This is a genomic window from Pseudovibrio exalbescens (genome assembly GCF_028737195.1).
GTDB lineage: Bacteria > Pseudomonadota > Alphaproteobacteria > Rhizobiales > Stappiaceae > Pseudovibrio > Pseudovibrio zosterae.
In genome coordinates, this window is the sequence record NZ_JAQZAJ010000002.1 from 551,050 (window position 1) to 564,435 (window position 13,386).

The 13,386-nt window shown below is 55.2% G+C and carries 13 protein-coding genes and 2 tRNA genes; 10 read left to right on the plus strand and 5 right to left on the minus strand.

Annotation, left to right across the window (positions count from 1 at the left end; genetic code table 11):
* Positions 1-18 precede the first annotated feature (18 nt).
* Positions 19-94 (plus strand) — tRNA-Ala (locus tag PUV47_RS07690).
* Positions 95-151: 57 nt separating this feature from the next.
* A tRNA-Ala gene (locus tag PUV47_RS07695) sits at positions 152-227 on the plus strand.
* Between the two features lie 77 nt (positions 228-304).
* Here the strand turns inward: PUV47_RS07695 and PUV47_RS07700 are convergent.
* Positions 305-1,729 carry a deoxyribodipyrimidine photo-lyase gene (locus tag PUV47_RS07700; RefSeq protein WP_337994497.1) on the minus strand — a complete coding sequence of 475 codons (1,425 nt, stop codon included), beginning with the start codon at positions 1,727-1,729 and terminating at the stop codon, positions 305-307.
* Between the two features lie 507 nt (positions 1,730-2,236).
* Between PUV47_RS07700 and PUV47_RS07705 the strand changes: the two genes are divergently transcribed.
* The 8 genes from PUV47_RS07705 (at position 2,237) to PUV47_RS07740 (ending at position 9,547) form a co-directional block, all read left to right on the plus strand.
* Positions 2,237-3,547, plus strand: coding sequence for an extracellular solute-binding protein (locus PUV47_RS07705; protein ID WP_274217936.1), 1,311 nt, complete (start codon positions 2,237-2,239; stop codon positions 3,545-3,547).
* Between the two features lie 128 nt (positions 3,548-3,675).
* Positions 3,676-4,557: an ABC transporter permease subunit gene (locus PUV47_RS07710; RefSeq protein ID WP_274217937.1), complete on the plus strand. Its 882-nt coding sequence runs from the start codon at positions 3,676-3,678 to the stop codon at positions 4,555-4,557.
* Positions 4,558-4,568: 11 nt separating this feature from the next.
* Positions 4,569-5,411 (plus strand): sn-glycerol-3-phosphate ABC transporter permease UgpE, encoded by an 843-nt coding sequence (ugpE, locus tag PUV47_RS07715; protein WP_274217938.1) that lies wholly within the window; start codon positions 4,569-4,571, stop codon positions 5,409-5,411.
* A 1-nt stretch (position 5,412) separates the two neighbouring features.
* Complete coding sequence (locus tag PUV47_RS07720; protein WP_274217939.1) at positions 5,413-6,516, plus strand: sn-glycerol-3-phosphate import ATP-binding protein UgpC; 1,104 nt, start codon at positions 5,413-5,415, stop codon at positions 6,514-6,516.
* Positions 6,517-6,707: 191 nt separating this feature from the next.
* A complete protein-coding gene (gene hutW / locus PUV47_RS07725) occupies positions 6,708-8,054 on the plus strand; it encodes a heme anaerobic degradation radical SAM methyltransferase ChuW/HutW (protein WP_274217940.1) in 1,347 nt (448 codons plus the stop codon).
* A 30-nt stretch (positions 8,055-8,084) separates the two neighbouring features.
* Complete coding sequence (hutX, locus tag PUV47_RS07730; RefSeq protein WP_274217941.1) at positions 8,085-8,582, plus strand: heme utilization cystosolic carrier protein HutX; 498 nt, start codon at positions 8,085-8,087, stop codon at positions 8,580-8,582.
* Positions 8,583-8,798: 216 nt separating this feature from the next.
* The gene (locus PUV47_RS07735; RefSeq protein ID WP_274217942.1) at positions 8,799-9,227 is read left to right on the plus strand and encodes an Hsp20 family protein; all 429 of its coding nucleotides are present in this window, start codon (positions 8,799-8,801) and stop codon (positions 9,225-9,227) included.
* A gap of 56 nt (positions 9,228-9,283) precedes the next feature.
* Complete coding sequence (locus PUV47_RS07740; protein WP_274217943.1) at positions 9,284-9,547, plus strand: DUF1150 domain-containing protein; 264 nt, start codon at positions 9,284-9,286, stop codon at positions 9,545-9,547.
* 86 nt (positions 9,548-9,633) lie between these two features.
* Here PUV47_RS07740 and ptsN read toward each other — a convergent pair whose 3' ends face one another.
* The 4 genes from ptsN to lptB form a co-directional block, all read right to left on the minus strand.
* On the minus strand, positions 9,634-10,101 hold the full coding sequence (gene ptsN / locus PUV47_RS07745; RefSeq protein WP_274217944.1) for a PTS IIA-like nitrogen regulatory protein PtsN: 468 nt from the start codon (positions 10,099-10,101) through the stop codon (positions 9,634-9,636).
* Between the two features lie 67 nt (positions 10,102-10,168).
* Positions 10,169-10,756 (minus strand): ribosome hibernation-promoting factor, HPF/YfiA family, encoded by a 588-nt coding sequence (gene hpf, locus PUV47_RS07750; RefSeq protein WP_274217945.1) that lies wholly within the window; start codon positions 10,754-10,756, stop codon positions 10,169-10,171.
* Between the two features lie 218 nt (positions 10,757-10,974).
* Positions 10,975-12,513 (minus strand): RNA polymerase factor sigma-54, encoded by a 1,539-nt coding sequence (gene rpoN / locus PUV47_RS07755; protein WP_274217946.1) that lies wholly within the window; start codon positions 12,511-12,513, stop codon positions 10,975-10,977.
* Between the two features lie 73 nt (positions 12,514-12,586).
* Positions 12,587-13,384 carry an LPS export ABC transporter ATP-binding protein gene (lptB, locus tag PUV47_RS07760; protein ID WP_274217947.1) on the minus strand — a complete coding sequence of 266 codons (798 nt, stop codon included), beginning with the start codon at positions 13,382-13,384 and terminating at the stop codon, positions 12,587-12,589.
* Positions 13,385-13,386 lie beyond the last annotated feature (2 nt).

Sequence of the window (13,386 nt, forward strand, 5' to 3'; positions counted from 1 at the left end):
GAGGTTCGGCAGGCGACTGGGGCTATAGCTCAGTTGGGAGAGCGCGTGAATGGCATTCACGAGGTCAGCGGTTCGATCCCGCTTAGCTCCACCAGCCTCCTGCTTGAAGATGTTCATAAGCTAGTGATAGCCTGTGAACGACCTGTGGAATGGGGCTATAGCTCAGTTGGGAGAGCGCGTGAATGGCATTCACGAGGTCAGCGGTTCGATCCCGCTTAGCTCCACCATTTCAAAAAAACCACGCTAGCGAAATTCGCAGCGTGGTTTTTTGTTTTTTGCCCGGCCCGGCAGCTTGATCGAAGCTCTAAGCCGCCGCTTCTGAAAGGCTTTTGAACGCCGCCAGTGCCCGATCCCGAGAGGCTTTCACATCAACGATTGGTCGAGGGTAGGTCTCGCCCAGGGAAATGCCTGCTTCCTTGAGCACCAGCTCGGGTGCATCCCAAGGCTTGAACAGGAACTTGTCAGGCAAGTTTGCCAGCTCCGGCACATAGTGGCGCGTGTAGCTGCCATCCGGATCGAACTTTTCCCCTTGCAAAACCGGATTGAACACACGGAAGTATGGCGCAGCATCGGCCCCGCAGCCCGCAATCCACTGCCAGCTGGCGCTGTTATTGGCAAGATCTGCGTCAAACAGGCAATTCCAGAAGTGCTTTTCACCTTCTCGCCAGTCCATAAGCAGGTTCTTCACCAGAAATGACCCAACAACCATGCGAATTCGGTTGTGCATGTATCCGGTCTGCCAGAGTTCCCGCATACCTGCATCGACAAGGGGGTATCCAGTCATGCCCTTCTTCCAGCGGCGAAGCGCTTCTGCGTCGGTGCGCCAAGGAAAGGCATCGAACTTTTCCTGCAGGTTTTCTTCCGGAAGCTGCGGGTTGTTGTAAAGCAGGTTGTAGGAAAACTCCCGCCAGCCAAGTTCGCTCAGGAAATGATCTGCATCGCGGTCGATTTCTCTGTGGTGCACCGCCGCCCAGACTTGGTGCGGGGAAATTTCGCCAAAATGCAAATGCGGCGACAGGCGCGAAACTTTCGGCTTGGACGGGATGTTGCGCTCTTCCTTATAGCCGTTGATGCCGCTTTCCAAAAACGCGGCAAGGCGAGACTGCGCCGCCTTCTCCCCGATCGCCCAATGGCTGGCAATGGTCTTCCCCCACTCCCGCCGGGGCAGAAGGTTCAGGTCATCCAATTGAGTTGCGGCGCCGGGGGCAGCGGCGAACTTCAAGCCTTCGGGCGCCTTCATCGGCGATCTTGGCGGTAGACTTTGCAGGCAACCTTTCCGGTAAAATGGAGTGAAGACTTGATAGGGCTTTCCGTCTGCCTTCAAGATGTCCCAAGGTTCCCACAGCAAGGACGCGTTGAAGCTCTCGCAATGAAGGTCCCGTGCTCTCAGGTCGGCCTTGATCCTCTTGTCCCGCTCCATGCGCCACGGTTCGTAGCAGCGGTTCCAGAGCACCGCGTCTGCACCGAACTCGTCTATGAGTTCGTCCAGCACATCCTCTGCCTTGCCGCTTCTAATGATCAGGTGACCATCAAGTGATTGGTTGAGCGCCGCGAGGGAGTGGTGAAGCCACACTTTTGAAGCGCCGCCAAGCGCATGTTCTTCAGCGTCTTCAGTCTCCAGAATAAAAACAGGAAGCACCGCACCCGTTTCAGCCGCCGCTGACAGCGCAGGGTTGTCGCTGAGGCGCAGATCTTGCCTGAACCACATCAGGGCTGTTTTTGTGCTCAAGTGAACCTTCCTTTTCATTCCTATGAAAATTCCAATGATGTCCGCAGGTTAGCGTGCTTGGTGCAGCGGGAACATAGTGCGCTGGGGGCGCACGGCAACCATTTGCCCGCTAACCAGCGGAAAATGCAAGGCAAACCACTCCTTTTCGGGAGCTGGCATGGCGGGCGGATCATCATGCTCTCTGTTCCGTTGGCGTCATGCAATGTGACAGCTGGTGACATTTTTGTTTTCACTAAATGCACAAATTGCATTTTGATGAATTCGTTTCATTTTTATACATCGTGAATAGTTGGTTCAAGACCGATGCTATATTCATATAAGATATTGTAAATATTGTACTATTAAAAATGGGAGATAATTTTCATTGAAAGTTCAAATAACTGTCATTCAGTTGTTTCCCTGGTGGGTAAGATCCTCTGCATTCCGTATCCATTGGAAGACAGGGGTGATCTTCAGGGTGCGGATGGAAACAGATCGCGTTTCATTTTACCTGTCTGGAGTTCAGTTATGTCGTACCGCACTACAGCCGCCCGCATTGTTGCCTTTGCAGCGCTTGCAACCACATCCACCGCGTCTTTCGCAGCAACCGAAGTTTCTTGGTGGCATGCCATGGGCGGCCGTCTTGGCGAAGTCGTCAATGAAATCTCTGCAAACTACAACGCCTCTCAGGACGTTTGTCAGCTGACTCCAGTTTACAAGGGCACCTACGAGGAGACCCTGACCGCTGGTATCGCTGCATTCCGTGCAGGCGAGCAGCCAAACATCATTCAGGTGTTCGATGCTGGTGCAGCAACCATCATCGGCGCGAAAGGCGCTGTCACGCCAGCAGAAGACCTGCTGAAAGACGCCGGTGCAGACTTCGACATCAACGACTACATCGCAGGTGTTCGCTACTTCTACGCCGACACCAACGGCAAGATGATCGGCATGCCGTTCAACTCTTCCACGCCAATCCTCTACTACAACGAGGAAGCTCTTAACAAGGCTGGCGTTCAGCCTCCAAAGACTTGGGAAGAGTTCGAAGCCATCGCGCCAAAGCTGAAGGAAGCTGGTTACATTCCGCTCACTCAGTCGCACCTGCCATGGATCTTCACCGAGAACTTCATGTCTCGTCACGACCTGCCATTTGCAACCAATGCAAACGGTTATGAAGGCGCAGAAGGCACCGAGATCCTCGTAAACAACGATGCGATCAAGGCTCACTTCTCAAAGGTCAAGGAATGGCTCGATCAAGACCTGTTCGCTTGGTACGGCACCGGTTGGGCTGACAACCAGAAGCCTTTCCAGGAAGGTGAAGCTGCAATGTGGCTCGGTTCTTCCGGTTCCTTCGGTGGTCTCATGAAGGCGACAGAATTCGACTTCTCCGCAACTTACCTGCCATATTGGGCTTCTGTGCATGAGACCGGCACCAACACCTTCATCGGTGGCGCGGCTCTGTTCGCCATGTCCGGCAAGCCAAAGGCTGAAAACGATTGTGTTGCGAACTTCTACAGCTACCTGACATCCCCGGAAGTACAGTACTTCTGGCACAAGGAAACCGGCTACGTGCCGATCACCAACGCTGCATACGAGCTGGCTCAGCAGGATGGTCACTACGAGCGTTTCCCAGCGGCCGAAATCGGCATCCAGCAGCTGACCCTGCCGGGCGGTGAGAACACCAAGGGTTACCGCATGGGCTTCTACGTCCAGATCCGCGATGTAATGAACCGCGAATACGGCAAGATCTTCTCCGGCGAAGCTTCTGTTGAGGAAGCATTCGACACCATCGAAGAAGAGTCCAACAAGCTGCTTGGCCGTTTCGCAAAGACCTCTGGCTAAGTTTAGTTCCAGCGTCTTAAGCCAAGGCCGAAGGCACCCATGTGTGCCTTCGGTTTTCTGGTAAACAGAGCCAGCGCGCCGCCGCCGCTCGGCTCTGCTGCCAATTCCCAGTTACACCGGGCAGGCCCATGAAAAGAGTACAGTTCGCCAATCCGCTGATGCCATACATGCTGCTGTTGCCGCAGTTGGTCATCGTGGCGGTTTTCTTCCTTTGGCCCGCTGCCGAAGCGGTCCGCGCCTCGTTTTATCTTGAAGACCCGTTTGGTTTCGGGGCCACCTTTGTGGGGTTCGACAACTTCACTGATGCGCTCTCTAGCAGCGATTATGGAAGAACGGCGCGTTTCACTCTTGGGTTTACTGCTGTTACGGCATTTTTCTCACTTGCCATCGCTCTCTTGCTCGCGGTGAAAGCCGACAGCGTCATCCGTGGGGCCTCCAGCTATCGCACGCTTCTCATGTGGGTCTACGCCATTGCGCCGCCGGTTGCCGGTCTCATCGGCGTCATGTTGTTTGACCAGCACATCGGCCCGCTTTCGGAAATGGCTCGCTTTTTGGGCTGGGACATGCAGATCGGCGTGAACTACTACGATACAGCCTTTGCAATGGTGGTCATTTCGGTGTGGAAGCAGGTGCCGATCAACTTCATCTTCTTTCTCTCTGGTTTGCAGAGCGTCCCCAAGTCCGTTCAGGAAGCTGCGGCCATTGATTGCCGCTCCGGCACACGCCGCTTCTGGACCGTTACGTTCCCACTGCTGGCACCGACGGGCTTCTTCCTGCTGATCATCAACATCACCTACGCCCTGTTTGACACCTTCGGCATCATTGATCTCGTGCTAAAAGGGGAGCCGGGCAACAATCCGGTCACACTGGTCTACAAGGTGTTCCTTGATGGCTTTCGCGGCAATGACCTTGGGGGCTCCTCCGCCCAGTCGGTCATTCTCATGATCCTTGTATTCGTGCTCACGGTTGTGCAGTTCCGCATGATCGAACGCCGCGTTCATTACAATTGAGGAGCGCCTCCATGAAACGTGAACATATCTTTGATCACCTGATCCTCATCATCGGCGCGCTGTTCATGATTGTTCCTGTCGTCGTAGCCTTCATGACCTCTACCCATGATGCGGTTTCGATCTACAAGAATGGCCTTCAGCTCACATGGGGCGGTCACTTCGAAGAGACCTATCGCGCCGTGCTTACGGAAGCAGGTGGCTTTACCAAGAGCGTCACCGGTCTCACGATGCTCCAGAACTCTCTGATCCTGGGCCTAGGCTTTGCCATCGGCAAAATCGTGATCTCCATGCTGGCGGCCTATGCCATCGTGTATTTCCGCTTTCCCCTTGGCACCTTCTTCTTCTGGATCATTTTTTCCACGCTGCTGCTGCCGCTGGAAGTGCGCATTCTGCCAAGCTACGAAATTGTGCAGGGCCTTGGCATGATGAACTCCTACTCCGGTCTCATCGTGCCTCTGATTGCTTCAGCCACTGGCACGTTCTACTTCCGGCAGTTCTTCAAGTCTGTACCGGATGAGTTGGTGGAGGCGGCGCGAATTGATGGCGCTGGGCCGGTCAAGTTCTTCATCGATATTCTTGTGCCGCTGTCCAAGACCATGATTGCGGCGATCTTCATCATCATGTTCGTTTACGGCTGGAACCAGTATCTCTGGCCAACTCTAATTACGACCGACGAAACGTTCTTCACCCTTGTACGTGGCATGAAGCAAATCCTTCAGGTTTGGATCGGGGCGCAGATCCCGGACACCAACCAGGCCATGGCTTTGGCCGTGCTGGCCATGCTCCCGCCGGTGATCATTGTGGTCGTGTTCCAGTCCTGGTTCGTCAAGGGGCTGGTGGAAAGCGAGAAATAAAATGGCAGGCATCTCACTCAACAACGTTCGCAAAACCTACGCTGGCGGGGTCTCTGCCGTGAAGGGCGTCTCGCTCGATATCGAGGATGGCGAGTTCATCGTGCTCGTCGGCCCGTCCGGCTGCGGCAAATCCACCTTGTTGCGCATGGTTGCAGGTCTGGAAACCATCACAGATGGTGAGGTCACCATTGGCGATCGCGTCGTCAACAAAATCGAGCCAGCAGACCGCGACATTGCCATGGTGTTCCAGAACTATGCGCTCTACCCGCATATGTCGGTTTACAACAACCTTGCGTATGGTCTGAAAAACCGAGGCATCGGCAAGGCCGAAATAGATCGCCGCGTGCGCGAGGCTGCGCGGATCCTGGAGATTGCCGATTATCTGGACCGAAAGCCACGGGCCCTTTCTGGTGGTCAGCGTCAACGTGTGGCCATGGGCCGGGCCATCGTGCGTGAGCCTGCTGCCTTCCTGTTTGATGAGCCCTTGTCAAATCTGGATGCCAAACTGCGCGTTCAGATGCGCATCGAAATCAAGAAGCTGCAAAAGTCACTCGGCACTACCAGCCTCTATGTCACCCACGATCAGTTGGAAGCCATGACGCTTGCGGACCGTCTTGTGGTGCTCAACGGCGGCCAGGTGGAGCAGATCGGCACGCCGATCGATGTCTACGAGAACCCAGCATCCACCTTCGTGGCGAGCTTCATTGGGTCTCCCGCCATGAACCTCATGGAGATCGAGCGCTCCGGAGAAGGCTGGGCCTTGAGCCGCGGGGAGGGCCTGTCGCTGACCTGCAGCCTCAACGAGACAAGCGCCATACTCGGTCTTCGCCCGGAAGACCTTCACATCATTGAGGGCGACGGTGCTATCAACGACCCTCTCATGCTCTCTGTCGTCGTCACAGCCGTCGAGCCAGTCGGCGCTGAGAGTTATGTTCATGCCACTCTGGGAGAAACGGGGCAGGAAATCATCGTCCGGGCACCCGGTAAACAACACTTTGAGGTTGGATCGGTCCTCAAAGTGGCTGCGAAGAAAGAAAAGCTGCATTTCTTTTCTTCGGAAACCGGTAAGGCCATTGCGCTGGAAGGCAATCTTCAGCCAGCGTAATCTGCGAGCCAAGCCCTTCCTGAGGTGGCTAAGCCCGGCCTTTGCGCCGGGCTTTCTCGTCTCTGGTCAACAAAATCTGTGTCATTTGAACGCATCGCTACGCTTTCGGATTTTAAATGAAATAACTTGATATAAAAACTCATATTTAGCCAGCCGCCGCTAGTGAAACCCGAACTGATCAGTAGGTATTCATGAGCGTAAGCGAGCTTGAGCAGCTATTTGCCAACACATCCGGCAACCCGATTCAGCATGCATTCACCCGTCGCGGCGGGCATATGCCGGGCGCAGCCGGAACAGACATCCCTGTAGAGGACCATCAGGATGTTTGGTCCCAGCTTCAGGCCAAGCGGCGGTCTGGGCCAACGGTCATGTATCTGCACGTTCCGTTCTGCGCCAATCACTGCCTGTTTTGCGGCTTCTATCGTAACAAGTGGCAGGAGGCGCATTCCGCCCCTTATACCAATGCCTTGATCAAGGAGTTGGAGCGCGACGCCTCGTCCCTTGCATCCACGTCGGGCCCCATCAATGCCGTCTATTTTGGAGGCGGAACGCCAACTGCATTGCACGCAAAGGATTTGCAGCGCCTCATCCGTCGCATAACGGACCTTTTCCCGCTCGCAGCGGACTGTGAGATCACTGTTGAAGGCCGGATCTACCACTTTGATGATGACAAGATCGAGACCTGTCTGGATGCCGGGGCCAATCGCTTTTCAACGGGCGTCCAGTCCTTCAACACGCAAGTCCGCAGGCGGCAGGGACGGAAAGCAACCGGCGAGGAGGCCATTCGCTTCTTCGAAGGCCTGCGGGACCGAAACCGCGCTGCCATAATTTGTGACCTCATCCTCGGCTTGCCTGACCAGTCAGCAGACGTGTGGCTGCATGACCTTCAAACTGTAACGGACTTGGGGCTGGATGGCGTGGATCTTTACACCTTGGCCGTGTTTCCGGGCTCGCCGCTGTCCTTGGCCATCAAAAAGGGCAGGATCAGCCCATCTGCGCCCCTCCCGGAGCAGGGTCTCATGTACCAAACCGGGCTAGAGTATCTGGCCGCGCGTGGCTGGCGGCAATTGTCTTCAAGCCATTGGGCGCGCGGCACCAGAGAGCGGAACCTCTACAACAGTTTGTTGAAATCCGGTGCTCAGTGCCTGGCTTTTGGCGCAGGTGCCGGGGGTGGCTTGAACAATTTCAGCTACACCAACCATGCGGACTTGGCGGCCTACTATGAGCAAGTGAACCGGGGTGTGAAGCCCTTGGCATCCCTGTCAAAAAACGATGCGCTTGCAACGCCGCTCAACCATTTGGCTGCGGGCGTGGAGTCTATGCGCATCGATCTGGCTGCGCTGGAAAGCAACGAACACCTTGATCAAGGCTTCCTTCAATTCATGACACCGCTTCTGGACAACTGGCGCGCGGCGCAGCTGGTTGAGGGAGAGGCCGTACTTACGCTCACCACCGCTGGCCGTTTTTGGCACCAGACCCTCTTGACCAATCTGAAGGCAGCCCTGCGGCTCTGGTGCGCCAGCCATCAGCCAACTTGAGCCACATTTCCCAACACAAGGATAGACAACATGACAACAGTTTTGGACCAACTGAAAAAGCAGCTGGCTGAGAACCCCGCAGGGATCTTGGAGAACATTGCAAAAGAGCATCAAGTGTCTGTGGCAGATACCATCAGGTGCCTGCCGGAGGACATGTGGCGCGAGCTGGACGGGTCTCATTTCGAGCAGATCATCAAGGAAATCCCGGAGTGGGGGGCTGTGACCACAATAGCCAACACGGGCGACATGATCTTCGAGGTCTCGGGGGTGTTTCCACGAGGCACCTTTGCACGGGGCTACTACAATCTGAAGAAAACCGAGGGCGGGTTCTCCGGCCATATCAAGGAAGATGCCTGCCATGCGATCCTGTTTTTGAAGCGTCCATTCTTCTCCAAGCTATCAGCCTCCATCAATTTCATCAATGCCGACGGGGATTGCTATCTGAAAATCTTCCTCGGCCGTGATGAGGAGGGGAAATTGCGCGCAGACCAGTTGGAGAAGTTCCACGCGCTATCGGATTGGGCATGAGCAGGGGGGCGGGCACTGAGCTTTCCACACGCTGGCCAAAACAAACGGGGAGATCTGAAGAGATTTGAGCCGCCAAACAAGCGAATGGTGGTCACAACTTGAATCCTCCCGCCGTTATCGCCATATTCCAAAAGAACAGAGACAGTGCTGCTGTCCTGCACATCCGGATGCCAAGAGTGGGTCCGGACCAAGGTCGCTTTAGAAAGGACTTTGACGATGACGCGTATGTCGGCGTTTTCGAGCCCGTTTCTTTTGGGCTTCGACGATATTGAGCGAGTGCTTGATCGGGTTAGCAAAGGTGGCAACGACGGCTACCCGCCCTACAATATTGAACGTCTTTCAGTTTCAGACGAAAAAAGTGATGTCATCCGCATCACAATTGCGGTTGCCGGTTTCACGCGCGACCAGTTGGAAGTCTCCGTGGAAGAAAGCCAATTGGTGATCCGCGGTCGGCAGCAGGAAGACAAGACCAAACAATATCTGCATCGCGGCATTGCCGCTCGTCAGTTTCAGCGCACATTTGTGCTTGCGGAAGGCATCGAAATTCTTGGAGCAGAGCTTCGGGATGGCTTGCTTTCCATCGATCTGGCTCGCCCAGAACCCGAGCGCATTGTCCGCAGGATCGAAATTTCAGCTGGCGATTGAGATCGCAAGCCAGACGCTTTTTGTACCCATCGAGACGACAGACAAAGGAGAAGGCGATGATTACCGATCCCTTCGCGAATGACGCTGCCATGGCCAAAGATGTTCTGGCAGAACTGGGCACCGGCAAAGTGGCTTACGTGAAAAAAGTAACCGAAGCAGATCTGCACCGCATGTTCCCGGGTGCCGAGATTGAAGGCATGGACGGTCCGGTCTGGGCGCTGTTGTCGGCAAATGGCTCGCCAATTCTTCTGGCCGACAGCCGTGACGCAGCCATTGCGAATGCAATGGAGCAGGACCTGAAGACTGTCAGCCTTCACTAAAGCGGTTATGGCGCCCGCGGTTGGGCCCGTCCTATCAGTTTTGGGAAAAGAAAAGCCCCGATAACGTTGGTTATCGGGGCTTTGTTTTATGCGGAGCTCGTAGAGCCGATCGGTTGCGTCAGTATTGAATACAGCGCCGCCGCGTCCTTCGTGGCCCTCAGCTTGGCGGCCGTTTCCTGATCGCGCAAAATGCGCGCCACACGTGCCAATGCCTTCAGGTGATCTGCACCGGCACCTTCTGGGGCCAGCAGAGCAAAGATCAGATCAACAGGCTGGTCATCCAAGCTGTCAAATTCAATTGGTTTGTCCAGACGTGCAAAAAAGCCATAGAGCCTGTCAAGTTGTGGCAACTTGCCATGCGGAATGGCCACGCCGTTGCCAACGCCGGTTGAGCCTAGGCGCTCGCGTTGCAAAAGCGTGTCAAAGATATCCCGTTCTGGGAGCCCGCAAACTGGAGCGGCTTTAGCGGCTATCTCCTGCAGGGCGTGCTTCTTGCTGTTGGCCTTGAGGCTTGCAACAACTGCCTCTGGACTGAGTAGTTCTATCAGCTCCATCTCACGATCCGTGAACCTGAAAAGCTGCAAAGCCGGAATTTCCGGCTTTGCAAATAGCGTCTATGTTTTATCCCGCTTCCGCTGTGGACACCAATCCTGGATCAATCCAGCCGATGTTGCCGTCAGCGCGGCGGAATACAACATTAACACCGCCATTGCCGGCGTTGCGGAACATAACCACTGGTGCTTCAGTCAGGTCGAGTTCCATCACTGCCATACCAACCGTCATGGTCTTTACCTTTGCGGAGGTCTCGGCGACTACAATTGGATTGTAATCCTCTGGAACCTCTTCTTCGCTTTCTGGGTCCGCCAGAACATACGAAGTTGCGTCAAAGATGCCCTTGTCGGCATGGGCGCCGTTTTTATGCGCTTTCAGCTTTCTGTTGTAGCGCCGCAGACGTTTTTCAATCCGTTCTGCCGCTATGTCAAAACTCTGTCGAGCATCCTGGCTTTCGCCCGAGACTTGCAGCACCACCCCTGTACTCAGGCTCAATGTGCACTCGGACCGGAAACCGGAACCCTCTCGCGAAATTGTCACATGACCTGAATATGCGCCCGGGTAATACTTCTCCAGCGCCTCTGCAATCCGGTTTTCGACGTGGGTGCGCGTTGCGTCACCAATGTCCACGTTTCTTCCCGAAATACGCAATGTCATGGGAACCTCATTTGTTAGGAACGACTCAAAGCGGCGAAAAGCAAATCCAATAACGGAAAACCTTCCGACACTTACACAATGGACCAGCTAAAAACAAAGTGCCACCTTTTTCGAGCCATTCGGCTAACGGTGGCCTTCTAATCTGGGGGATAGGAAAAGTCAACCAAGCCCGCTAGTGGGCATTTTGTGCAAGCAAAGATTGCTTTGCCGCCAAAAAACTAACTTTTCGCCTTCTTTTCCCGCCTGCGTTGCACAGAACTTGGGATTTTCATTGCCTCGCGATATTTTGCCACTGTGCGCCGCGCAATATCCACACCGTCCTCTTTAAGCAGCTTCACCAGCGTATCGTCGGAGAGGATGGCCTTTGGATCTTCGTTATCAATCAATTGCTTGATCTTGTAACGCACCGCTTCTCCAGAGAGCGCGTCGCCCCCTTCCGTGGCGTTGATGGAGGAGGAGAAAAAGTACTTCAGCTCGAAAATACCGCGTGGTGTGGCGATGTACTTGTTTGAGGTCACACGGCTCACCGTGGACTCGTGCATGGAGATGGCGTCCGCGATCGTTTTAAGGTTCATGGGGCGCAGGTGCTGCACGCCATAGGTAAGGAACCCGTCCTGCTGGCGCACGATCTCAGAGGCCACCTTCAGGATCGTCTTGGCGCGTTGGTCCAGGCTCTTCACCAGCCAGTTCGCCGTCTGAATGCAGTCCGTGAAATACGCCAGATCACCGTCACTTTTGGCGGATGTACTGATTTCCGAATAATAGCTCTGGTTCACCAGCACCCGAGGCAAGGTTTCGGAGTTCAGCTCAACAACCCAGCCGCCGTCATTCCCAGGGCGCACAATGGCATCTGGTACCACAGGCTGCACGGCTTCGCTGCCAAACGAAGACCCCGGCTTCGGGTTCAGAGCTTTGATCTCGTAGATCATCTCCGTCAGGTCTTCGTCGTCAACCTCGCAAAGGCGCTTCAGGCTAGCCATGTCATACTTGGCAAGAAGGTCGATGTTCTCGACAAGCTTTTCCATCGCCGGGTCAAAGCGGTCTTTCTCGCGCAGCTGAATTGCAAGGCATTCGTTCAGGGAGCGCGCAAAAACGCCGCTCGGCTCCAGCGCTTGCAGCGCCTTGATGATGCGGTCCAGATGCTCCGGTTCGATACCCAAACGTTCGGCCGTTTCCGCCTCATCGATGTAAAGGTAACCACTGTCGTCCAGGCTATCGATCAGGTCCTTGGCGATCAGCTGATCGGCCGCAGAAGTGACCACAAGTGACATCTGTTCAACCAGAAAATCCTTGAGAGACACGTCAGCAGCCACAAACGCTTCCAGATTGTAGTCGCCAGAAGAAATTGCGCCGTTGGAAGGCGGTTGCCACTGTTCGCCCTTTTGCACCGAGGGGTCCACGGTCTGCGGGGTGCCATTGTCATCGGGGAAGACGTTCTGCAAGTCCGCATCCATGCGGCTTGCGATTTCGCCGGGGTTGGTCTCCAGCTGGCTTTCCATCCAGTCGCCAGCGCCTTCGTCATCAGAGGGCGTTGAGGCGGCCTCGCCTGCGTCAAGGGAAGGGGCTTCGTTGCCCTCGCCCGAAGAAGGATACTCCTCCTCAGCTCGCTCTAAAAAGGGGTTGCTCTCCAGCTCATTTTCAACATAGGAAACAAGGTCCAGACTGGAGAGTTGCAGCAATTTGATAGCCTGCATCAGCTGGGGTGTCATCACCAGCTGCTGGCTTTGCCTTATCTCTAGCTTGGGTGTCAGGGCCATGCTAAGTCGCGTCCTCTTGTTTCGCCGGCTATTTGGCACGAAACATGCTTAGCAATCTAGTCCATCTTTACGGCTAAAGCGTAAATTGTTCACCAAGATATAAACGGCGTACGTCAGGATCCGCTACAATTGTGTGAGGTTTGCCTTCGGTCAACACTTCACCAGCGGCGATGATGTAGGCCCGGTCAATCAGGCCCAGTGTTTCGCGCACGTTATGGTCGGTGATCAGAACGCCGATGCCGCGCTGGGTCAAATGGCGCACAAGCTGCTGAATGTCGCCAACCGCAATTGGGTCAATGCCTGCAAACGGCTCATCAAGCAGCATGAAAGAGGGGCGACTGGCCAGAGCACGGGCAATTTCCACGCGGCGTCGTTCACCGCCGGAAAGCGCAATACTTGGGGATTTGCGCAAATGGGTCACGCCAAATTCTGCCAGCAGTGAGTCCAGTTCTTCCTCGCGCTTCTTGCGCTTTGGCTCCACCACTTCCAGCACCGCGCGAATGTTCTCTTCAACGCTCAGTCCGCGGAAAATGGAGGCTTCCTGAGGCAGGTAGCCAATGCCAAGGCGGGCGCGCTGGTACATGGGCAGCTTGGTGATGTCAAAGCCGTCCAGAGAGATCGTGCCGTGATCCGGGCGGATCAAGCCGGTGATCATGTAAAAGCAGGTGGTCTTGCCGGCACCGTTTGGCCCCAGCAGGCCAACGGCTTCGCCACGGCGCACGTTCAGGCTCACGTGCTTCACCACCTGACGGCGGCGATAGCTCTTGCCAATGCCCTCTACCTCCAGCTTGGTGTTTTCTACCTCGCTGTTTAAAGGGACTGCGCTGAATGTCTGAGCCGGTTCGGCCCCTTGGTGGGAATGGGGTCTCAAGT